This window comes from Bradyrhizobium sp. USDA 4353 (genome assembly GCF_054063215.1).
This window is the reverse complement of sequence record NZ_JBSSGB010000001.1, coordinates 1,331,495-1,353,547: the sequence shown is the minus strand read 5'-3', so window position 1 is coordinate 1,353,547 and position 22,053 is coordinate 1,331,495. Positions and strand designations below refer to the sequence as shown.

The window sequence follows — 22,053 nt, the reverse complement described above, 5'->3', positions numbered from 1 at the left end:
CAATGGCGCGGCAGGTCACCTCCAAAAAATGTGCACATTCTGCCCGCCGCTGGGCCGTCTACGCGACGTGCAAAAGCGTCAAGCCACTGGCATTACGCAATAATATAAAAATGTGCACATTTGGCACGACGCTTGCTGATCCCCTCCATACAAGCCACGCGACAGCTCACACGGGATCATCTCATGCACGCCTTCTCCCGCCGCAGCCTCCTGAAGACAGGTGCGGCCTTCGCCGCCACCTTCGCCGCGCCCGCTCTGGTGCGCGCCGCCCCGAAAGAGATCGTGATCGGCGGCCCCGCCGGTGCCGCGAAATATTTCAACGCCGACCTGTTTCCGGTGCTGGAGAAGAAGCTCGACTGCAAGGTGCTTTATGAGGGCACGAACTCGCTGACCAATCTGCAGAAGATGCAGGCCGACAAGGCGAGCCCGAAGATCTCGGTCGTGATCATGGACGACCCGGTGATGCTGCCCGCGGCCGCCGAAGGGCTGATCACCAAGATGTCGTCCTCCAGCATTCCCAATCTCGGCAAGCTGGTCGGCGACAGCGTGCATCAGGATGGTATGTGGGCCAACTATCAGAAGCCGTGGGCCGGCATCGCCTACTCCACCAAACGCATGAAGACGCCGCCGGTGAGCTGGGCCGAGCTGTGGGACGCGAAATACGACTCCAAGATCGTCGTGCCGTCGTTGTCCAACACCGAGGGCTTCTGGACCCTCCTGGCGGCCGCGCATCTCGAAACCGGCAAGCCCTACAAGGAGGCGCAATACGACATCGACGCCGGCTTCAAGAAGATCAAGAGCCTGAAGGCCAATCTGCTGAACGTCTATACCAATGCGCCGCAGGCCATCAATCTCTTGGAGCAGGGCGAAGCCTGGATGATCGGCGGCCAGTTCTCGGCCTACACCTTGATCCGGAAAGCGGACGGCTCGCCGGTCGATCTCGCGATCCCCAGGGATGGCGGCTTCTCGATGCCGTCGGGCATCGCCAAGGTGACAGGCGCTCCGGCCGGCGATCTCGCCGATGCCGTGATCGACTTCTATCTCAGCCCGGAAGCACAGAGCATTTTGGCCAAGACTGCCTTCATCGCGCCGACCAACCAGGCGACGCCGCTGCCCGCCGGCTACCCCGATCCCGCATCCTTGTTCGCGCCCGACTGGGCCTTCATCGCCAAGAACCGCGCCGGCTGGGTCGACCGCTGGAGCAAGGAGATGACATGAGCGAGGCCGCGCCGCATCTCGTCATCAGCGGAGTTTCGAAGCGCTATGGTGCGGCGACCGTGCTCGAGCGCATCGACCTCACCATCCGGCGCGGCGAGCTGGTCACCTTGCTCGGCCCATCCGGCTGCGGCAAGACCACGCTCTTGCGCGCCATCGCCGGCCTCGCACCGCCGGACAGCGGCACGATCCAGCTCGCCGGACGCGACGTCACCCATGTCCCGCCGCACCGGCGCAATGTCGGCGTCGTGTTCCAGAGCTACGCGCTGTTTCCGCATCTCACCGTCGCCGGCAACGTCGCGTTCGGGCTGAAGGTGCGCGGCACGCCGAGGGGCGAGATCGACCGCGCGGTGGCGCGGGCGCTGGCGCTGGTCAAGCTCGGCCATCTCGGCGGCCGCCGCATCTCGGCCTTGTCGGGCGGTCAGCAGCAGCGCGTGGCGCTGGCGCGCGCGATCGCTGTCGAACCCGACGTGCTGCTGTTCGACGAAGCGTTGTCGGCGCTCGATCGCAAGCTGCGCGAGGAGATGCAGGTCGAGCTGCGCCGCCTGCTGCAGGAGGTGAAGGCGACCGCGATCTTCGTCACCCACGACCAGGACGAGGCGCTGACGATGTCGGACCGCGTCGCTGTCATGAACAAGGGGCGCATCGAGCAGCTCGCCGAGCCGCGCGAGCTGTATGCCCGACCCGCCAGTCTGTTCGCGCTGAACTTCGTCGGCCTTTCGACGCGCATCGCGGGCCAGGTGGTTGGTGGCAGCGACGGGATGGTCGAGGTGGTGACGCCGGTCGGCCGGCTGTCGGCGCGCGGCGCGTTCCAGCCGGGCGCGTCGGTGATCGTGGCGACCCGGCCGGAGCAGTTGCGGCTCGGCGCCGTGGACGGCGCGAACGCCGCGTCCGGTCGCGTGCGCTCGGTGGTGTTCCAGGGCTCGCGGACGCTCGTCGATGTTGACGCCGGTGCCGGCGCCAGCCTGCTAGCCGAACTGTCGGGACGCGAAGCCGAGCTGCCGCGCGTGCATGATGAGGTTCGCTTCGCCTGGCCGGTCGCCGAGACGTTTGCTTTCGCTGCGGAAGCCCCGCCATGACCGACGCAGTTCTGCCGGCCCCTGTCGTCAAGCCCGCGCCGGATCGCGAGCGGCTCGCCGCGTTCGGCTTCGTCGCGCCGTCGCTCCTGATCATCGCGCTGGTGTTCGTGCTGCCGCTGGCGCTGCTGCTCGGCGTCAGCGTGCTCGATCCGAAGGGCGGCGTCACCGTTGCCCATTATGTGCGGCTGCTCGGCACGCCCTATTATCTCGGTGTGATCTGGAATTCGCTACGGCTCGGCCTGCTGACGACCTTGATCGCCTTCCTCATCTCCTATCCCGCCGTCTTCGCGCTGGCGCGTGCGCGCGGCGCGCTCCGCTCCATCCTGCTAGCGACTTTGTTCCTGCCGCTCGCGGCGTCGGTCATCGTCAAGGCGTTCGCCTGGACGATCCTGCTGCGCAGCGACGGCCTCATCAACACGGTGCTGATTGCGCTCAGGATCATCGAGGATCCGATCCGGATGATCTTCACCCAGACGGCGCTGATCGTCGGCGCCGTCAACATCTTCCTGCCCTTTATGGTGCTGCCGATCTACGCCGTGGTGGCGCAGCTCGATGGCCGCTATGCGGAGGCCGCGGCGACCCTCGGCGCCTCGCCGCCGGTTGTGTTTGTCCGTGTCATCCTGCCGCTGACCCTGCCCGGCATCATCGCCGGTGTCGCGCTGGTGTTCTCGTTGTCGGTCTCGGCCTATGTCGTGCCGACGCTGCTGATCGGCGAGAAATATCCGACGCTCGCCACCACCATTGCGAAAGCCTACCTGCTGGCGCGCGAGCCCGGCTTCGGCGCCGCCGCCGGCGTCGTGCTGCTGGCGATCGCGGTCATCGTCGTCGCGCTGAGCACGCTGTTGTCGCGGGAGCCCAAGTGATGTCGCGAGCAGCTATCGTCATCTGCTGGGTGCTCGCGATCAGCCTCGCGCTGTTCCTGGTGCTGCCGCTCGCCGTGATCGCGGCCGCCTCGTTCTCGCCGACGCCGGTGTTCGACCTGCCGTTGTCGGGCGCCTCACTGCGCTGGTATGGCCGCATCGGCCGGCTCGACGGCTTCTGGCCATCGCTATTCCTGTCGCTGCAGATCGCGCTGCTGTCGACCGCGCTGTCGCTGGTCGCCGGCACGCTGGCTGCCATCGCCATTGCCCGCGGCAAGCTGCCCGGCGCGACCGCGCTCGGCACGCTCTTGGTCTCGCCGCTGATGATGCCCGGCCTCGTGCTCGGCATCGCGCTGCTGCAATATTTCCGCATGATCGGCTTCACCGCGACCGGGAGCGCGCTGTTGGTTGCGCATCTCGTGGTGACGCTTCCATATGTCGCGCGCACCATGATCGCCGGGCTCTCGCGGTTCGACTTCACCCTGATCGAGGCCGCGCGCACGCTCGGCTGCACCTATGCCGGTAGCGTGCTGCGCGTGATGGTGCCGGCGCTGGCGCCGTCGTTCCTGATCTCAGGCCTGTTCAGCCTGCTGGCCTCGTTCGACAACTATCCGGTGTCGATCTTCCTGACCGATGTCCGCTCCAAGACACTGCCGATCCGCATGCTGCAATATATCGAGGAGGCGCCCGACCCGACGCTCGCCGCGCTCTCCACGCTCATTCTCGCCGGCACGCTCGTGCTGCTGCTGATCAGCGATCGCCTGGTCGGGCTGCACCGCATGGCCGGGACCGCGGACTAGTTCGATGAGCTCACAACCTGCCTTTCGCCGTGATCTCGTTGGCTACGCCGGCAAGCCGCCCCAGCCGCACTGGCCTGATGGCGCGCGCGTCGCGGTGTCGCTGGTGGTGAATTTCGAGGAGGGCGCGGAGTTCTCGATCTCCGACGGCGATGCGAGCAACGAGGCGATCTACGAGGTCGTGCACCGGCTCGACGGCCCCGATCCCTGCATTGACAGCCATTTCGAATATGGCACGCGCGCGGCGTGGTGGCGGATCATGGACCTGTTCGATGCGCACGGCGTGAAAGTCACGGTCAGCGCCTGCGGCCGCGCCGTGGAGCGTTCGCCGGAGCTCGCGCGCGATGCGGTCGCGCGCGGCCACGAGATTTCCGCGCATGGCTGGCGTTGGGAGAGCCATGCTGGCATGGCCGAGGCCGAGGAGCGGCGGGTGATCGCGCGCACGGTCGAGACCATCCAGCGCGTCACCGGACATCGGCCGGTCGGCTGGCATACGCGCTCGGCAAGCTCGCCGAACACGCGCCGTCTGCTGGTGGAAGAGGGCGGCTTCCTCTACGACAGCGACGCCTATAATGACGACTTGCCGTATTACGTCGACGTCGCCGGCCGGCCGCATCTGGTGCTTCCCTACGCCTTCGACAGCAACGACATGCAGTTCTTCAACGGCTCGCGCTTCCGCGGCGCCGATTTCGCCGACTACGTCATCGACGCCTTCGACTGGCTCGCGCGCGAGGGCGCGAGCGCGCCGAAGATGCTCTCGATCGGGCTGCATCTGCGCATGATCGGCCGCCCCGGCCGCATCGGTGCGCTCGACCGCATTCTCGCGCACATCACCGGCAGCGGCGCCGCCTGGATCGCGCCGCGCGCCGACATCGCCCGGCACTGGCTCGCGACAGTGCCGCCGGCACGCTGACGCTCAGTCGTCCTCGGCGAGGTCGTCCGGCGTGAGCGGCAGCTCGATGTCGCCGCCCTCGCCGGTGGCGAGGTCGCGCTCGTCCTCGGCCGGCAACTCGTCGTCGGGCTCCTCCAGCGGCCAAAGGCCGCGGTCGTGTCCGTTGCGTGGCGTCATGGCAGGCCCTCCCGGCGGGACAAGCGCTGCGGCGCGCATTGGTTCATGTCGGCATCCCCGCGCTGCGACGGTCTGGCGCAGCGGGGTTCCGGCGACTACATGTGCGAGGCCATGGTCGATCCCACAGCGCTGAAAGCCTTCCTCGACAGCCACAGCCGCATCGTCGTTCTCACCGGCGCCGGCTGCAGCACCAATTCCGGCATTCCCGATTATCGCGACACCGACGGGCAGTGGAAGCGCACGCCGCCGGTGACCTACCAGGCCTTCATGGGTGGCGAGGACACCCGCCGGCGCTATTGGGCGCGCAGCATGGTCGGCTGGCGGCGCTTCGGCCGCGCCCAGCCGAACGGCGCGCATCACGCGCTGGCGCGGCTGGAGGCGCAGGGCAAGAGCTCGCTGCTGGTGACGCAGAACGTCGACCGCCTGCACCAGGCCGCCGGCGCCAGCAACGTGATCGACCTGCACGGCCGGCTCGATCGCGTGCGCTGCATGGGCTGCGGCGCGACCCTGTCGCGCGCCGAATTCCAGGACGAGCTGGCGCACGCCAATCCGCATTGGCTCGCGCACGATGCCGCGGACGCGCCCGATGGCGATGCCGATCTGGACGGCGTCGATTTCGCCGATTTCACCGTGCCGGCCTGCCGCGCCTGCGGCGGCATCCTCAAGCCCGATGTCGTGTTCTTCGGCGAGACCGTGCCGCGCGAGGTCGTCGCGACCGCGCGCGATCACGTCGATCAGGCCGACGCCATGCTCGTGGTCGGCACCTCGCTGATGGTCTATTCCGGCTTCCGCTTCGTCCGCGCCGCCGCCGACCGCAACATCCCCATCGCCGCCGTTAATCTCGGTCGCACCCGGGCGGATGATCTGCTGTCGCTGAAGGTCGAGGCGCCGTGCGATCAGGCGCTGGCGTTTTTGTTGGAGGGGTAGGGAGCGAGCGTCAATGCGTGAGTCGCGAGATCGTCTGGCTTGCGCGGGTGAGGGGGTACAGGTCTATCCGCGGCCACTTCCGGTGCGCGGGTCCAACTGATACCGCCCGCGCGGCCGCCCCTCACCCCAGCCCTCTCCCCGTGAAGAACGGGGAGAGAGAGCGCACCGTCGTCGGTGCGAAAGCTGGGCTCACGAGCCAAATGGGCTCACACGAGCGCAACACCTTACCGCGACTGCGGCTCCTCGCGCTGCTCGATGCGGTCCTTGTTGTTGACCTGCTCGCCTTCCGGCTTGCCCACATCGATGGTCTTCCCCGACTGATTGCCGGGATTGTAGTGATACTGCCCTTCCTGCTTCTCGCCGGGCTGCTTCTGGTTCGGATTGACGTTGTCGGCCATGGGACTCTCCTCGGGACTGTTCCGTTGTCCCGGCGACAACGGCCCGAGGCCAGCCCGGTTCCGCTACGCCGCGGTCACGCGCCAGATGCAGTTGCCGACGTCGTCGGCGACCAGCAGCGAGCCGTCCGGCCCGAGCGTCACGCCCACCGGGCGGCCGTAGGAGAAGCTCTCGTCGGGCGCGAGGAATCCGGACAGAATGTCGCGCGCCGGGCCCGACGGCTTGCCGTTCTCGAACGGGATGAACACCACCTTGTAGCCGGACAGCTTGCTGCGATTCCACGAGCCGTGCTGGCCGATCACCATGCCCTGCGGGAAGCCGGGCAGGGTGCCCGCGGGCAGCCAGCACAGGCCGAGCGAGGCGGTGTGGCCGCCGAGCGCGTAGTCCGGCGTCAGCGCGGTCGCCACCAGCGCCGGATTCTGCGGCACGCGGTCGTCGACCGTCTTGCCCCAATAGCAATAGGGCCAGCCATAGAAGCCGCCCTCGCGCACGGAGGTGAGATAGTCCGGCGGCGTCTCGTCGCCGAGCCCGTCGCGCTCGTTGACGACGGTCCACAGCACCTTCGTATTCGGCTCGAACGCCAACCCGACCGCATTGCGCAGGCCGGCGGCGAAGATACGCGACGCGCCGCTGGCAATGTCCAGCTCATAGATGCAGGCGCGGCCTTCTTCGACCTCCATGCCCTGCTCGGCGATGTTGCTGAGCGAGCCGACGCCGGCATAGATCTTGGTGCCGTCGGGGCTGACCAGCAGGCTGCGCGTCCAGTGCCCGCCCGGCTTGAACGTGGTGAGACGCTTGCCGGCAGCGCTGATGCGCTCGGCACCGGCAGAGTAGGGGAAGGCGACGATGCCGTCGGTGTTGCCGACATAGAAGGTGTCGCCGACCAGCGCCATGCCGAACGGCTGGCTGAGATTCTCCATGAACGCGTTGCGCTTCTCGGCGGTGCCGTCGCCGTCGGCATCGACCAGCCGCGTGATGCGGTTGGCGCTGACGCCGAGCGCGGCGGCGCGGCGCATCGTCGCCTGCATCGCATAGCCGAACATGTTGCGCACCGGGCTCGGCACCTGCGTCGCCTCCGCGATCAGCACCGATCTGTCCGGCATCACGTAGATCCAGCGCGGATGATCGAGCCCGGTCGCGAACGCATTCACCTTCAGCCCCGGCGCCGCCACCGGCGTCTCGCCATCTTTCCAGCCGCGTGCCGTCGGCATCTTCAAGGTCGGCAGCATCCCCTGCGGCTTCGCCTGCGGAATCTGCGGCGCCGCCCCCCACGCCGGCTGCGGCGTGTCCCCCTGCAATTTGCGCCACTGCAGCGCCGCATTGCCAACCAGCGCGACACCGCGCGCGACGATGGAGGAGAGGGTTGTCATGGGAGTCCTGTCGGGATTGGGCAGACGAATGTGGTGAGTGGCCGTCGGGCGACGGCGGAAGACGCTGTCGTTATGATCTACCACGTCCGCCGTGACAACTGCGTGCCCGCAGACGCGGGCTGCGGAACCGGCCAAGAATGCCATCCATTGAGCGTGCTGCCTGGGCTCCCCTCCCCCTTGCGGGGAGGGGTTGGGGGTGGGGGTCCACACGGGCGGTGCGAACGACCAGATTGCTCCCGACTCCGCCTCGCCTCGCAACGATCTTTATACGTTCGATGCCATTCGCTCCGCTTAGCCGTCCTACAGCCGGCTCACATCGATAGCGGCACCGCATAGCGGCGACGTCTGCAGAAATTCGCCGAGCGTGTTGCTGCGAGCCGTCCCGTCTGCTCCTGGTCTGGCTGGTGTGATCCGCTCCAGTCGCGCGACCTCCCGGTCGCCCTCTGCGAGAACCACCTCCTCGCCTGCCTCCGCGCGGCGGACGAGTTCGTCGAGCCGTTCTGCGGCATCCGCGATCTGGATTTTCACGGCATCGCTCCCTTGTTCGGCAAAACGGAACCGTGCCAGTCTCCCGGATGGGCTATCCGGATGCAACGGCCGCCGTGCGCGACATCTCCACAGCGCCCCAGGAGGGACTTGCATCCCCCTCCCAAATCATCGACCACCAATCTCCCGGGTCGCTGGCCCGCAGCGCAATCTCGCGGTCGAGCTGCTGCAGAAGCTGCTGAAAGGCGAGATCAAGACGAGATCGCGCCGCAATGTCGTGCAGGCCCGAGCGTTCTCGGAGATGCTGGAACAGTCGCTGCTGCGCTACCAGAACCGCGCGATCGAGACCGCGAAGATCATCGAGGAGCTGATCCAGCTCGCCAAGGACATGCGGCACGCGGCGCAACGCGGTGTCGAGCTCGGGTTGAGCGACGACGAGGTGGCTTTCTACGATGCGCTGGAGACCAACGACAGCGCCGTGAAGGTGCTCGGCGACGACGCGCTGCGCACCATCGCGCGCGAGCTGGTCAAAGCTGTTCGAGCCAACGTCACGATCGACTGGACCATGCGCGAGAACGTCCGGGCGAATCTGCGCGTTCTGGTCAAGCGCATCCTGCGCAAATATGGCTATCCGCCGGATCTTCAGGAAAAGGCGACGCGTACCGTGCTGGAGCAGGCCGAGGAGCTGTCGCGGGAGTGGGCGGTGGCGTAGGATAGCGTCGGATTGGAGCGCGCCACTCATGGTAAGGAGCGTCGCCCTTGCGACGCGTCTCGAACCATGAGGCCCCGATCCAGGCCTCGCCCTTCGAGACGCCCGCCTACGGCGGGCTCCTCAGGGCGAGGGGAGGCAGCGCTGCCGTGAGGACCGTCCTGGGTGATGCGGGGCGGTCTACTCGCTCGAAAAATTTCTATTGCCAGAAATCCGAAATCATGCTCTACTCCCTACATCCCGTCCTCATGCAGAGGGGCGTACGCGTCGTCACGATACGTTGAGGCGGGGAGCGGTGGCCGCGGGCCTGTCAGGTGCTTTTGCGATGGACGATTGGCAGTTCGCGGACGGTCAAGCCGTGTGGTCCTGGCGCCCCGATGCTGGCGCTAAGCCTCAGGTGACATGACGTGTCATCAGGTGACGGGGGCAAACAAGCCCGGTCCCCGGGGAGAGCTCGGAGCAGCCGTTAAACCCATCGCGCGGGAGGGCCGGGTCTGTCCGGCTGAACCTGTGGTACCTGCCGCCTGCATTTTTTTCCGCAGGCGGGCCACGGGCCTCAGTCGAGGTCCGGCCTTCCCTGCGCCCTCGGCATTGTCGGAGGGTGTCGCTGAACATGATCTCGGGCGCGGAAGCGCCGCGGGAGGTTTTGGTGTGTCTGCGATCGATGAAAAGCGTGCGGTGGGGACCCCCACCCCCGACCCCTCCCCGCTTGCCGACAATCGCTGACGCGATTGCGGCGTGGGGGAGGGGAGTCGACCGCCGTCGGAGCGGGGCGCGTCGGTGAGTCGGAAGACGCGGCGAACTGCGACGGCGCGCACCGCCGGGGCCGTGGCGCGGTCATCGAATTGCGCTACAGTGGCTGAACACTGCGCGCGCTCGCCGGTGGGGCGCGCGAAGCGAGATCAGAAGTCGGGGGAAGCGGGGGATGATCGGAGTGGTCAATTCAGGCGCTGCGCGAGTCGCAGCCATCGGCATCGCTCCCGCATCCGGTCGCTCGCGATGACCGCGCTCGACATGTCCGCGTTCACCCAGCATGCCCTGCGCGAGAGCGTGCTCAACGAGGTGCATGCGCGCCCCTTCACGCCGCTGACGCCGCCGGTCTCCGTCATCCGCTTCGCCGTCATGGCGAAGGGCGACAGCGTGACTGCCGACCGCGACAGCCTCGCGTCGTTCTGCGCGCAACATGGCGCGCCGGCGCCGGAGCCCGGCATCAAGCATCATCAGGTGGTGATCGGCGCCGCGCGGCTGCGTTGGGAGCAGCATTCGGAGTTCGCCACCTTCACCTGGATCTGGAGCCCGCCGGCCAATGCACCGAAGCTCGCCTTCGGCGAGATCGCGCCGGAGCTGCAGGCGTTGATCGGCGAACTCAAGCTGTCCGGCGAGCTGCTGGTCGCGGTCAAGCTCGGTGTCGAAAGCGTCACCGATCCGGTGAAGCGCGCCGAGGCGCTGTTCGACAAGAGCAGTCTCGCGTTCGTTGCGGTGAAGGGCTCGATCGGTGCGCTCGCCTCCGACTTCCGGCTCGATGCCGACGGCTTCACCCGCATCCTCGTTTGCATCGAGGGACCGACGCCGGAGCGGCTCGGCGCGCTGGTGCAGCGCGTGCTGGAGCTCGAGACCTATCGCACGTTGGCGCTGCTCGGCCTGCCCGCCGCCCTCGAATTGGCGCCGCAGGTCGACCGCATCGAGCGGCGGCTCGGCGAGGTGCTGGCGGAGATGCAGGGCGCCGAGACGCTGAAGATCAACAACCATTTGCTCGACGAACTCACCGAGCTCGCGGCGTCGCTGGAGCGCGGCGCCACCGGCTCGCTCTTCCGCTTCGGCGCCAGCCGCGCCTATTGGGACCTGGTGCAGGCGCGGCTCACCGTGATCGAGGGCGAGCCGATCACGCCCTATTCGAGCTGGTCGTCGTTCCTGTCGCGGCGCATCGCGCCGGCAATGCGAACGCTGAACACGCTGGAGCGCCGGCAGGACAATCTGTCCCGCAAGCTGGCCCGCGCCGCCGACCTGTTGCGCACCCGCGTCGACGTCGAGCTCGAGGAGCAGAACCGCGACCTGCTACGCTCGATGAACGAGCGCACCAAGCTGCAGCTGCGGCTGCAGAGCACGGTCGAGGGCCTGTCGGTGGCCGCGATCGGCTACTACGTCGTCAGCCTGTTCGGCTATCTCGCCAAGGGCGCGCATGATGCCGGCCTGCCGGTCGATCCGACCTTCGCCACCGCCGCCTTCGTGCCGGTCGCGATCGCGCTGATCTGGTTCACCACCCACCAGATCCGCAAGCGGCATCTCAAGGAGGATCACGAGGCGGAGAGGGCAAAGGACTGAGTGGACCGCGCTTGCCAGCATGCCCGGGTGCGGCTAAGCGGCGGGCTGGTGTTCAAGGGGCAATGCGACGATGAGCGGCGCGACGATCGACTTCCTGGTTCACGCGGATGGAACGGCAACGCGGCAGCCGCTTACGCTGCACCGCCTCGTCATCGCCGGCTGGACCGGGCGCGATCCCGTCGCGCGCGATAAGCACATCGCCGAGCTGGAAGAGCTCGGCATCCCCCGCCCGGCGACGACGCCGATCTATTACGAGGTCGCGGCGAGCCGGCTGACGACGACGGACGGCATCGAGGTCTCCGGCGGCGACTCCTCCGGCGAGGTCGAGTTCGTGCTGGTGAAATCCGGCGGGCGTCTCTACGTCGGCGTCGGCTCCGATCATACCGACCGCAAGGTTGAGACCTACAACATCACCGTGTCGAAGCAGATGTGCGACAAGCCGGTGGCGCCGGAGCTGTGGCTGGTCGATGACGTCGCCGCGCATTGGGACCAGCTGATGCTGCGCGCCTACGCCACCATTGATGGCGAGCGCGTGCTGTACCAGGAGGGCGCGCTGAGCGGCATGCTGCCGCCGTCCGATCTGATCGCGCGCCGCTATGGCGAGGCCGGCCTGCCCGAGGGCACCGCGATGTTCGGCGGAACATTTGCAGCGAAGGGCGGCATCCGTCCGGCCGATCGTTTCGAGTTCGAGCTCGTCGATCCCGTGCGGAACCGCACCATCCGCCACGGCTATGCGATCGCCCAGCTCGTCATTGCCGGTTGACCGCGCGCCGCCATCACGTTCGTGTGCAGCGGCCCGCGTTAACTAAAACGCCGCGGCGCGTGGTCGCGGTCGTCGCGAGCGATGATGCTCGGCGCAGACATTGCCGATCGCAAGGGCCTGTTAAGCAAGACCGCCTATGGTGCCCGAGTGTGCCAAAGCGGGCCAAAGCCTTGTTTCGCGTTCTGGTCCGGCACACATCTGGCATCATCTGAGACGCATGCGGCTTGCCGATCCTTAATTGATCCTTACTTGTTAGCAGCGGATTCGACGGGTCGGAGGAGAAGGGCGATTAACTAGAAGTTTAGGATTGGTTTTGTGCGCGTGAACACCTCCCTTAAGGGTTTGTTTAAATACCCCGGGAATTGGGAGAGTGCGATGCGCGTCGCGATCGTCCACGATTGGCTTTACGTTCTCGGTGGTGCCGAGAAGGTGCTGCAGGAGATCTTGCGCTGCTATCCCGGCGCTGATGTCTTCACGCTGTTCGACCTGCTGCGTCCCGAGGATCGCGCCAGGCTCGGCTTCGAGAAGTCGCACACCAGCTTCCTGCAGAACATGCCGTTTCTGCGAAAGCATCACCGCTCCTATCTGCCGCTGATGCCGCTCGCGATCGAGCAGCTCGATCTGTCGAGCTACGATCTCGTGATCTCATCGAGCTGCGCGGTGGCCAAGGGCGTGCTCACCGGGCCGGAGCAGCTGCACATCGCCTATGTGCATTCGCCGATGCGCTATGCCTGGGACCTGCAGCACCAATATCTGCAGGAGAGCGGCTACGCGACGGGCGTCAAGGGCTGGATCGCCCGCGCGCTGCTGCACAAGATGCGGATCTGGGACGCGCGCACCGCGCATGGTCCCGACGCCATCTTCACCAATTCGCAATTTGTCGCCCGCCGTATCAAGAAGATCTACGGCCGCGACGCCAAGGTGATCTATCCGCCGGTGACCATCGGGCAGCGCGATGCGATCCTGCCCGTCGGCAACCACTTCCTCGCCGCGAGCCGGCTTGTGCCCTACAAGCGCATCGAGCCGATCGTCCGCGCCTTCAATGCGATGCCGGACCTCGAGCTGGTCGTCGCCGGCGACGGCCCGGAAGCGGCGCGCCTGAAGGCGATCGCGGGGCCGAACGTGACATTCGCCGGCTTCGTGCCCGACAAGCAATTGCGCGACCTCATGACGACCGCGCGGGCCTTCGTGTTCGCGGCGGAGGAGGATTTCGGCATCATCCCGGTGGAAGCGCAGTCGGAAGGCGCGCCGGTGCTGGCGCTTGGCCGCGGCGGCGCGCGCGAGTCGATCCTCACGACCGGGCCGCGCCCGACCGGCATGTTCTTCGATTCGCCGGAGCCCGAGGCGATCGCCGCCTGCGTGCGGTCGTTCGTGGCCAGGGAGAAATCGATCTCGCGCCTCGATTGCCGCCAGCGCGCCGGCTTCTTCACGGCCGAGCGCTTCCGCAGCCAGTTCGTGGCGGCGGTCAACGAGGAGCTCGATCATTTCCGTGACGGCCATCAAGGCCGCGCGACCCGTCTGATCGCGTAGCGACATGTGGTGTGAGTGCAGATCATGAGGCAGGCGGCTCTCAACGAGGCCTTGTCCGGCTTTGATGCCGTTGCCCGGATCTGGCGCCGCCGCGGCGTGTTCGCGCTCGTGGCCGGCACGGTGCTGGCGATCGCGGTCGCTGCTCTCGTTCTGCTTCCGGTGCGCTATCTCGCGACAGCGTCGGTGATCATCGCCGAGCAGGAGCCGGGCGCCAACACGTCGGCCGCGTGGGCGCAGAAGATCGGCGATCCCGCCGACATGGAAAGCCAACTGCTGGTGATCCGTTCGCCGCGCCTGCTGCGACAGATCATGTCGTCGCCCGGTGTCGTCGACGCCGTGGTCGGCGAATGCGAGCGCGGCCGGATGTGGGGATCGCTAGATGCGTGCCAGCGCCTCAAGACCGAGCCAAGCGCCTTCATCGATCACGTCGACAGCCGCTTCAGCATCGCCTCCGCTGGGCGCTCGCGCGTCATCAACATCTCGTATCAGTCGGGCAGCCCCGAGGTAGCGAAGCTGCTCGCCAACGCGCTGACGCAGACCTTCCTGGAGGATCAGCGCACCGAAGGCGCCAACAGCCGCGAGGTCGCGAGCTCCTGGCTGTGGCAGGAGCTGAAGCAGCTCGATCAGCAACTGCGCGAGGCCGACGACAAGATCCAGAAGTTCCGCCGCACCAAGGGCCTGATGCGCGGCGCGAATGCGCCGATCTCCTCGGAACGTCTCACCAGCATCGGCCAGCAACTGTCGCAGGCGGAAGCCGCCCGCGCCGAGGCTGCCGCGCGGCTGCAGGAGATCAAGTCCGAGCAGGAGCGTGGCCCGACCGATGCGCCGTCGGTGCTGCAGAGCCGGACCATCGCCGACCTCAAGCAGCAATTGACCACCGTGAGCGCGCAGCTCGCCAGTGCGGCCGGCGTGCTCGGTCCGAAGCATCCGTCGATCCTGGCGCTGACGCGCGAGCAGGCGACGATTCAGCAGCGGTTGCTGGAGGAGATGCAGACCATCGCGGCGAGCGCGCAGAAGACCTTCGATGCCAATAATGCGCTGGTGAGCTCGCTGAAGAAGCAGATGGACGCCGCCAAAGCTGAGGCCGGCTCGGCCACGCTCGACGAGGCATCGATCGAGAGCATGGTGCGCGACACCGAGATCAAGCGCCAGCAATATGCCGAGCTCTACAAGAAGGCGAGTGAGCTCGAGACGGAGCGACGCGTCCTGCGCGGTAGCACGCGTCTCGTGAGCCTCGCCGAATTGCCGAGCAAGCCGTTCTTCCCGAAGAAGGTGCCGTTCCTGGCCGCCGGCCTGACTCTCGCGATCATCTTCGGCGTCGCCGCCGCGTTGCTCGTCGATCCGCTGGCGCGTCTGCGTCCCGCTCAGACATCTCCGGCGCCCGTGCCGGAGTTGGCCGGCAGCGAAGTCGTCACTCCCATCGCTGATGCGCCGGCCAGCGTTCCCGATCTGCCAGAGCAGGCGGAACTGTCAGCCGCCTCCAACGAGCCGCCGGCGTCCGAGCGGAAATCTCATCTTCCCAGCGTCGCCGACGTCTCGATCCTCGCTTGCCTGCCCCGTCTGAAGAGCCTGCGCCAGATGTCCGCGCTGGGCGCCATCCTGCAGGGTCATCAGCCGCTCGCGATCCCGCACGTTCTGCGCCTCGCCTCCGAGGACGTGGAATTCCAAGTAATGCTGCACGACCTGGTTCACGAGCTGGGGCTCGACGCGTCCGCGCGACCGCAGCGGCTTGTCGTCACCTCGCCTGACGCCGGCGACGGCAAGACGACGATGGCCTGTGTGCTCGCGGAGCATCTTGCCGCTGCCGGCCGTCGCGTGCTGCTGGTCGAGTGCGATATCGCGCATGCGAGCGTCGCCCAGGTCATGGCGCTTGCTCCGAGCCCGGGTTGGCTGGGCGCGCTGGAGCATGGCCGGCCGCTGCACGAAATGGTGTTGCGCACGGCGCATCCGTCCCTCGATGTGTTGCCCGCCGGAGTCGCGGCCGGTCCGGTTGGCGACATCCTCGACGTGATCAGTCTCGACAGCCTGCTCGCCGGTCTCGATGGCTATGACGCTGTCATCGTCGATACGCCGCTGTCGTCGCAGCGGGACGACTTCCTGGCCGGCACGGATTGGGTGATCGTCTGCGTGCGCAGCGATCGCTCCCTGATCGAGCCGGCGGTTGCGACCGTGACCAAGAGCCGGGCGCTTGGCGCGGCCGACGTCGGCATCGTCGTCACCATGGCCGAAGCCGAGCCGCGCGCCACGGCCACGGGGCAGGCGGCATCCGCTGCAGCCTATGCCGAGGCCGGATGATGTCGGGCGAACGCGTCCTGTTCGTTGATCACACCGGGCAGATCGGCGGAGCCGAGCTGATCCTGCTCGATGTCGTGCAGGGGCGCCAGGAGTCATCGGCCTTCCTGTTCGAGCAGGGCCCACTGGCAAAGGCGTTGTCCGACCGCGGGCTCTCTGTCGCCGTGTCGCGTTGGGGCATCGGCCTGTCGCGGTTCCGGCGTGACAGCTCTTGGCTCAAGGCATTGCCGTTGGCCGGAGGCTTGGCTGCGATCACCGCCGAGCTGGCCCGCCTCGCGCGCCGGCATGACGTCGTCTACGCCAACTCGCAGAAGGCGTTCGTGCTGGCTGCCATCGCCAATGTCGTCGCGCGCAAGCCGCTGATCTGGCATCTTCACGACATCATCAGCCCGGCGCATTTCGGTGTGATGCAGCGCCGGACGCAGGTGTTTCTCGCCAACCGCTTCGCGGCGAAGGTTGTCGTCCCCTCGGAAGCAGCGGCCGCCGCGTTCATCGAGGCTGGCGGACGGCGCTCGCTGATCGAGATCGTGCCCAATGGTCTGTCCGTCGAGCCTGTCCCGGTGTCGCGCCAGGAATTGCGGCAGCGGCTCGGCCTGCCGCCGGGGCCGCTGGTCGGCGTGTTCAGCCGACTGGCGCAGTGGAAGGGACAGCACGTGCTGGTCGAGGCGCTGGCCAGACTGCCTGGTGTTCACGGCATCATCGTTGGCGACGCGCTGTTTGGTGAGCAGGATTACGCGGCGCAGCTCAAGCGGCAGGTCACCGAGCTCGGCCTCACCGATCGCATTCACTTCCTCGGCCATCGCGCCGATGTGCCGTTGTTGATGCAGGCGGTCGATGTGATGGTTCATCCGTCGATCGATCCGGAGCCGTTCGGCCGCACCCTGGTCGAAGCGATGCTGGCCGGCGTCCCCGTCATCGCCACCGATGCGGGCGCCGCGCCGGATATTCTGGAGCACGGCCGGGCCGGGATGCTGGTGCCGCCGGGCGATGCGCGCGCTCTGGCTGAAGCTCTGGACAGCGTCTTGTCGGAGCCCTCCGTTCTGGCGCCGCAACTTGCCTACGCCTCGCGCCGCGCGCGCACCCAATACAGCCTGACGCGCATGCTCGACTCGATCGGACTGCTGATCCGCAACGTCCGCGCGGGAGCGGCGGTGTGAGCACGATCCTCACCTCCGCTCCATCCGAACGCGACTGGCGCTTGCCTGGCTGGGCGGCGGCGATTGGCGTGCTCGCGGTGACGGCGCTGGTGCCCGGGGTGCTCGGCGGCGCCTCGCGGGCGCTGTTCGTGCTCGGTTGTGGCGGCGTGGGTTGGTACGCGTGGCGGCAGGGGCCGGCTGTGCATCTGCAGGCCGCGCTGATCCTGTTCAGCTTCGCGCCCTTCGTCCGCCGCCTCGTCGATCTCTCGGCCGGCTATGATCAGCTCGGCCTGATGCTGATCGGCCCGTTGTTCGCGATCCTCGCGCCGGTGTTGTCGCTGCCGCGGCTGCTCGAAGAGCGGCAGGTTCCGGCGCGTTGGATCTGGCCGCTCGGCATCGTCGCGATGTGCGTCGTCTATGCGGGTCTGCTCTCGCTTGCCCAGGCAGACTGGAACAATGCCGCGTCCGGTCCGCTGAAATGGCTGGCGCCGCTGCTCTATGCAGCCGTGCTGATGTTGAGCGCAGATCGTCGTGAGATGATCGATGCCGCCACCTCCGCCTTCGTGATCATTCTTCCGGTCACCGGTCTCTACGCGCTCTACCAATATGTCGATCCGCCGGACTGGGATCGCTACTGGATGGAGTTCGCGCCGATCATCTCGATCGGCCAGCCCGTTCCCTACGGCGTGCGCTCGTTCAGCACGATGAATGCGCCTGCGGCCTATGCCACCTTCACAGCGGCAGGCCTGCTGCTGATCGCCTTCGGCCGCCGCTCGTGGCCGGCGCTGTTGCTGGCGCTGCCGGCCGGCCTTGGCTTCCTGTTGTCGATGTATCGCACCGCCTGGATCTCGCTCGCGGTCGGTCTGCTGTTCTGCCTGTTGTTTGCGGAGACCCGCCGTCGCGCCGGCTTGATCCTCATCAGCCTCGCCGTCGCCGTTGTCTTGGCCGCGACGCTAACGCCCTTCGGTGATGTCGTGGCGGACCGCCTCTCATCGCTCAGTGAGGGCACCAAGGACGGCAGCGCGCAGGAGCGATTGCAGGAGTTCGTGACCTTGTGGAATCTGCCGGACAGCTCGCTGTTCGGCACCGGCTTCACCATCACCGATGTCGGCGCCGCCGGCGCCATGCCGGTCGACGGCATGATCATCGCCTGCTGGCTGACGATGGGCATCGTCATCGGCGGCTTCTGCCTGACGGCGCTGTTGTGGGCGATCGGCAACGCGCTGGCCGCGGCGTGGTCCGACAGATCGCCGGACGCCGTGATCGTCGGCGCGCTGGCGCTCGGTGCCCTTGTGCAGTTGCCGCTCGCCAACATCACCTCGGGCGAGAACGGCTTCCTGTTCTGGACCTTCGCGGCATTGCTCGTTCCAGCCCTTCCGGCCGAGGAGGCGACATGAGCGCCTCCGGTCCTTCGCTGCGGCGCTTCAGTGCGCTCCTGATCAGCGGCGCGCTCGCCAGCAAGTTGCTGGGCTTTGCGCGCGAGGTGCTGATGGCGCATGTGCTCGGCGCGACCCTCATCGCCGACGGTTTTCGCGCTGCCATGGCCGCCGTGCTGATTCCGCTCGCCTTCCTGCAGAACGAAAGCGTGCCGGCGATCATGATCCCGATGCATCGCGAGGCGCTGCAGCGTCCTGATGCCGCGCGCAGCCTGGGCGCGCTGACGATCGTGATCGCTGCGGTCTCGACGCTGGTCATGGCGGTGATCCTGCTGCTCGGCGAGATCTGGGTGAATGCCGTCGTCGGCGGCTTCTCGGATGAGGGCCGCGTGCTGACGCTGCATTTCGTGCGCATGATGTCGCTCGCGATGCCGGCCTCCGCCGTGCTCAACGTGCTGGCGGCAGGCGAGATCGCGCTCGGCCGTACGCGGCTGACCAATCTCCGTGCCAGCCTGTTGAACGTCGCTGTCATCGGTGGCATCGGCCTGCTGGTGCTGAGCGGCGACGCCTATATGCTCGCCTGTGCCTTCACGGTTGCCTTCAACGGACTTGCGGCCTGGGGCCTGTTCTCGCTGTGGCGCGAGGGCGCGCTGAGCGTCTCCGGTCTGACCGCGCGCATGGTCATCGACAAGGGCATCGAGTTCTTCCGCCGGCTCCGCGTGCTGCTTGCGCTGCCGCTGGCCGAGCAGGGCAATGTCTGGATCGAGCGCTTCACCGCCTCGCGGCTGACGACGGGCGCTGTCGCCTCGCTGGACTACGCGCGCTCTCTGACCGAAAGCGCGCTGCTCCTGATCAGCCAGCCGCTCGGCATGGCCGTGCTGTCGCAGCACGCGCCGCGCGATCCGCGCGCGCAGACCGAGGCGCTGCTGCGGCCGCTGCTGGCGCTGACCTTGCCGGCGTCGGCGTTCCTGCTGGTGTTCTCGACCGACATCGTGCGCCTGATCTATTTCCGCGGCGCTTTCGGCGACGAGGCGCTGCTCCTGACTTCGCATGCGCTCAAGGGTATCGCCTGCGGCGTCTGGGCTGCGACGCTCGGCTGGATCCTGATCCGTCTGCTCAACGGCGCCGGCCGCAACGGCGTGGCGGCGCTGATCATCGTCTGCGCCTATCTCGCCAATATGGGCTTCAATCTGCTGATGCCGCTGTTCGATCCGTCGCCGGCAGCCGGCATGCAGCTGCTCGGCGTCGGCGAGGCGATCCGTAGCCTGGTGCTGCTGCTCGGCGTGGTGTTCGTGCTCGGCGATGCGCGCAAGCTGCTGCTGGTGATCGGCCTGGCGCTGCTGCCGACCGCGCTGATGGCCGTGCTCGGCATGATGATCCAGAACGCCGTGCCGGGCCTGTTGCCGCGTCTGCTCGCCGGCGGCGTCGCCTATCTGATCTGCCTCGCCTTCGCGATCGGCATTCTGCTGCCGAACGTGGTGGGCTCGGCATTCCGGCATGTGCGTCGCACGCTGAAGATGAAGGGAGAGCTGAGTTGACCCTGTTGGCCCTCGCCGCCGCCAAGGCCATGATGGCCTCCAGCGCATTCGTCCTGCCGCTCGCGAAGGCCGCCGATCGCGTGCTCGGCCCGCGCGGCTGCTGCCTGACGTTCCATCGCACGGCGCCGTCCGACCAGTGGGAGCGTCTGCCCAATCGCGACTTCTACGTCGATGCCGGTTTCCTCGATCGCTTCCTGGCCTATGTGCTGGAACAGGGCTGGGACGTGGTGACGATGGATGAAGCGCTGCGCCGCTCCGCCAGCGACGAGCCGGCCGGCCGCTATGTGAATATCTCGATCGACGATTGCTATCGCGACACCTTCGAGCTTCTGTTCCCTGTGTTTCGTCGTCACAACGTCCCCGTGACGTTGTTCGTGACAACAGGCATTCCCGACGGCACCTTGCCGCTGTGGGCCGCGGGCCTCGAAGATGCGCTGCTGAACACGAACAGCCTCTGGATCGACGGTGAGCGGATCGCGCCGTCGAGCGACGAGCAGCGCCGCGCGGTGTTCGCCGAGGTCGCGGCGCGCTGGGATGGTCCGCAGGCCGCGGGCTGCTACGCCGCGTTCTGCGCCGCCAACGGCATCGACATCGAGGCGATGCATTGGACGCACGCGATCTCCTGGGACATGCTCGAGACCCTCGCGCGGGATCCGCTGGTCGAGATCGGCGCGCATACAGTATCGCATGCGCGGATTTCGTCACTGTCACCCGAGGACGCGCTGAAGGAGCTGGCCGACGCGCGGCTGCGCCTGAACGCGCGGCTCGGCATCGAGGTCAGGCACTTCGCCTTTCCTTACGGCCGCGCGGCCGATTGCGGTCCGCGCGATTTCGCACTGGCGCGTGAGGCGGGATTTGCCAGCGCCGCGACGACGCGCAAGGGTCTGGTTCACTCCGGCCAGGATGCATTCTCGATTCCCCGTAACACCATGAACGGCGCGCATCGCAGCCTGGCGGCGATGGAGCTGCATCTGACGGGTCTCAGCGGGGCTGCAGCGCGGGTGATGGGCCGTGTCTAGCCGGCGCCTGCGGATCGTCTCGATCGCGCATCCGGCCACCAGCAGCGAGGCCGGCCGGTTGCGCTATCGTTTCCTTGCATCGCGCCCCGATGTCGACCTGCATCTGGTGATGCCCGAGGTCTGGAAAGAGTTCGGCCGCACAATCCAGGCGCCGGCGTCGGACGACGGATTCCCCGTGCATCGGCTGCCGATCCGGCTGTCCGAAGCCGGGCCGATGAAATGGTACCTGCATTTCTACCCGGCGCTGCGCCGCCTGCTGCGCGAGCTCGATCCCGACGTCATCCATCTCTGGGAGGAGCCGTGGAGCATTGTGGCGCTGCAGGCGCAGATGCTGCGCGGGCGCGCGGCGCTGGTGCTCGAGGTCGATCAGAACATCCTCAAGCGGCTTCCGCCGCCGTTCGAGACGATCCGCAAATTCGTCCTCGGCCGCACCGATCACATCCTGTCGCGCAGCCCCGATGCGACCGAGGTCGTGCGGGCGCGTGGCTACACCGGTCCGGTGACGCCGATCGGCTATGGTGTCGATCTCGCGACCTTCGCGCCGGCGGAGACGCCCATCGTACGGTCCTCGGAATCACCACTCCGGCTCGGCTATGTCGGACGCCTGGTGGTCGAGAAGGGGCTCGATGATGCGCTGGAGGCGCTCGCGCGCAGCCCTTCGGCAGCGACGCTGAGCATCATGGGCGAGGGGCCGCAAGAGGCGCATCTGCGCCAGCGCATAGACGAGCTCGGTCTGCGTAGCCGCGTCGCGTTCCAGGGCTGGGCCGCGCCTGCCGAAGTGGCCGCGTTCCTGCGTAGCCTCGATGCGCTGCTGCTGCTGACGCGGACGACGAACGCAGTGCGCGAGCAGTTCGGCCGGGTGATCATCGAGGCGCAGGCCTGCGGCATTCCGGTGATCGGATCGACCTGCGGCGCCATTCCCGACGTCATCGGCGCCGGCGGCTGGATCGTGCCGGAGCAGGATCCCGAACGCCTGCGTGAATTGCTCGACGAGCTCAACGCAGATCGAACTCGGATGGAGGCAAAATCTCAGGCCGCACGGGCCAATGTGCTCCAGCGATTCACCTACGATGCAGTCGCAACCGCGATCGAAGCCGCCTGCCGAGCGGCGGATCAGTCGAGAGATGCCTCGCGCCTGACAGCGCCGCGGCCGCTGCGGGCGAGCTAGC

General features: G+C 67.3%; 20 protein-coding genes. 16 read left to right on the top strand and 4 right to left on the bottom strand.

The features are described 5' to 3' along the window. Positions 1-183: 183 nt before the first annotated feature. Genes ACVILH_RS05975 through ACVILH_RS05955 form a run of 5 tightly spaced genes read left to right on the top strand, consistent with a single transcriptional unit; the run spans position 184 to position 4,864 of the window. Positions 184-1,218 (top strand): extracellular solute-binding protein, encoded by a 1,035-nt coding sequence (locus ACVILH_RS05975; RefSeq protein WP_456712072.1) that lies wholly within the window; start codon positions 184-186, stop codon positions 1,216-1,218. Continuing rightward, the gene (locus ACVILH_RS05970) at positions 1,215-2,294 is read left to right on the top strand and encodes an ABC transporter ATP-binding protein (protein WP_456712071.1); all 1,080 of its coding nucleotides are present in this window, start codon (positions 1,215-1,217) and stop codon (positions 2,292-2,294) included. Before ACVILH_RS05975 ends, ACVILH_RS05970 begins: the two co-directional genes overlap by 4 nt. Continuing rightward, the gene (locus ACVILH_RS05965; RefSeq protein ID WP_456712070.1) at positions 2,291-3,157 is read left to right on the top strand and encodes an ABC transporter permease; all 867 of its coding nucleotides are present in this window, start codon (positions 2,291-2,293) and stop codon (positions 3,155-3,157) included. Before ACVILH_RS05970 ends, ACVILH_RS05965 begins: the two co-directional genes overlap by 4 nt. Next, entirely contained in the window at positions 3,157-3,954 is a 798-nt protein-coding gene (locus ACVILH_RS05960) for an ABC transporter permease (RefSeq protein WP_456712069.1), read from the top strand. Before ACVILH_RS05965 ends, ACVILH_RS05960 begins: the two co-directional genes overlap by 1 nt. A gap of 4 nt (positions 3,955-3,958) precedes the next feature. Continuing rightward, positions 3,959-4,864, top strand: coding sequence for a polysaccharide deacetylase family protein (locus ACVILH_RS05955; protein WP_456712068.1), 906 nt, complete (start codon positions 3,959-3,961; stop codon positions 4,862-4,864). Between the two features lie 3 nt (positions 4,865-4,867). On the opposite strand, the gene ACVILH_RS05950 is transcribed toward ACVILH_RS05955, so the two are convergent. Then, entirely contained in the window at positions 4,868-5,020 is a 153-nt protein-coding gene (locus ACVILH_RS05950; RefSeq protein WP_456712067.1) for a hypothetical protein, read from the bottom strand. Between the two features lie 45 nt (positions 5,021-5,065). On the opposite strand from ACVILH_RS05950, the gene ACVILH_RS05945 reads away from it, so the two are divergent. Further along, positions 5,066-5,947 (top strand): NAD-dependent protein deacetylase, encoded by an 882-nt coding sequence (locus ACVILH_RS05945; protein ID WP_456712066.1) that lies wholly within the window; start codon positions 5,066-5,068, stop codon positions 5,945-5,947. Positions 5,948-6,171: 224 nt separating this feature from the next. Here the strand turns inward: ACVILH_RS05945 and ACVILH_RS05940 are convergent, their stop codons facing one another. The 3 genes from ACVILH_RS05940 to ACVILH_RS05930 form a co-directional block, all read right to left on the bottom strand. Next, positions 6,172-6,345 carry a hypothetical protein gene (locus ACVILH_RS05940; protein ID WP_009030065.1) on the bottom strand — a complete coding sequence of 58 codons (174 nt, stop codon included), beginning with the start codon at positions 6,343-6,345 and terminating at the stop codon, positions 6,172-6,174. Positions 6,346-6,408: 63 nt separating this feature from the next. Continuing rightward, positions 6,409-7,713 (bottom strand): PQQ-dependent sugar dehydrogenase, encoded by a 1,305-nt coding sequence (locus tag ACVILH_RS05935; RefSeq protein WP_456712065.1) that lies wholly within the window; start codon positions 7,711-7,713, stop codon positions 6,409-6,411. A 300-nt stretch (positions 7,714-8,013) separates the two neighbouring features. Then, positions 8,014-8,241: a type II toxin-antitoxin system Phd/YefM family antitoxin gene (locus ACVILH_RS05930; RefSeq protein ID WP_456717167.1), complete on the bottom strand. Its 228-nt coding sequence runs from the start codon at positions 8,239-8,241 to the stop codon at positions 8,014-8,016. Between ACVILH_RS05930 and ACVILH_RS05925 the strand changes: the two genes are divergently transcribed. The 10 genes from ACVILH_RS05925 (at position 8,228) to ACVILH_RS05880 (ending at position 22,052) form a co-directional block, all read left to right on the top strand. Next, a complete protein-coding gene (locus tag ACVILH_RS05925; RefSeq protein ID WP_456716882.1) occupies positions 8,228-8,911 on the top strand; it encodes a DUF3387 domain-containing protein in 684 nt (227 codons plus the stop codon). The two genes, ACVILH_RS05930 and ACVILH_RS05925, sit on opposite strands and share 14 nt — an antisense overlap. Positions 8,912-9,907: 996 nt before the next feature. Continuing rightward, the gene (locus ACVILH_RS05920; protein WP_456712064.1) at positions 9,908-11,230 is read left to right on the top strand and encodes a DUF3422 domain-containing protein; all 1,323 of its coding nucleotides are present in this window, start codon (positions 9,908-9,910) and stop codon (positions 11,228-11,230) included. A gap of 70 nt (positions 11,231-11,300) precedes the next feature. Beyond that, positions 11,301-11,993 carry a DUF2848 domain-containing protein gene (locus ACVILH_RS05915; RefSeq protein ID WP_456712063.1) on the top strand — a complete coding sequence of 231 codons (693 nt, stop codon included), beginning with the start codon at positions 11,301-11,303 and terminating at the stop codon, positions 11,991-11,993. A 375-nt stretch (positions 11,994-12,368) separates the two neighbouring features. Beyond that, positions 12,369-13,523: a glycosyltransferase gene (locus ACVILH_RS05910; RefSeq protein ID WP_456712062.1), complete on the top strand. Its 1,155-nt coding sequence runs from the start codon at positions 12,369-12,371 to the stop codon at positions 13,521-13,523. Between the two features lie 24 nt (positions 13,524-13,547). Beyond that, on the top strand, positions 13,548-15,818 hold the full coding sequence (locus ACVILH_RS05905; RefSeq protein WP_456712061.1) for an exopolysaccharide transport family protein: 2,271 nt from the start codon (positions 13,548-13,550) through the stop codon (positions 15,816-15,818). Beyond that, the gene (locus ACVILH_RS05900; RefSeq protein WP_456712060.1) at positions 15,815-16,972 is read left to right on the top strand and encodes a glycosyltransferase family 4 protein; all 1,158 of its coding nucleotides are present in this window, start codon (positions 15,815-15,817) and stop codon (positions 16,970-16,972) included. Before ACVILH_RS05905 ends, ACVILH_RS05900 begins: the two co-directional genes overlap by 4 nt. Further along, positions 16,969-18,348: an O-antigen ligase family protein gene (locus ACVILH_RS05895; RefSeq protein ID WP_456712059.1), complete on the top strand. Its 1,380-nt coding sequence runs from the start codon at positions 16,969-16,971 to the stop codon at positions 18,346-18,348. The genes ACVILH_RS05900 and ACVILH_RS05895 overlap by 4 nt, the downstream gene beginning before the upstream one ends. Continuing rightward, entirely contained in the window at positions 18,345-19,865 is a 1,521-nt protein-coding gene (locus ACVILH_RS05890; RefSeq protein ID WP_456712058.1) for a lipid II flippase MurJ, read from the top strand. Before ACVILH_RS05895 ends, ACVILH_RS05890 begins: the two co-directional genes overlap by 4 nt. Next, on the top strand, positions 19,862-20,884 hold the full coding sequence (locus tag ACVILH_RS05885; RefSeq protein WP_456712057.1) for a polysaccharide deacetylase family protein: 1,023 nt from the start codon (positions 19,862-19,864) through the stop codon (positions 20,882-20,884). Before ACVILH_RS05890 ends, ACVILH_RS05885 begins: the two co-directional genes overlap by 4 nt. Then, positions 20,877-22,052 (top strand): glycosyltransferase family 4 protein, encoded by a 1,176-nt coding sequence (locus ACVILH_RS05880; RefSeq protein WP_456712056.1) that lies wholly within the window; start codon positions 20,877-20,879, stop codon positions 22,050-22,052. The genes ACVILH_RS05885 and ACVILH_RS05880 overlap by 8 nt, the downstream gene beginning before the upstream one ends. Position 22,053: the final 1 nt, after the last annotated feature.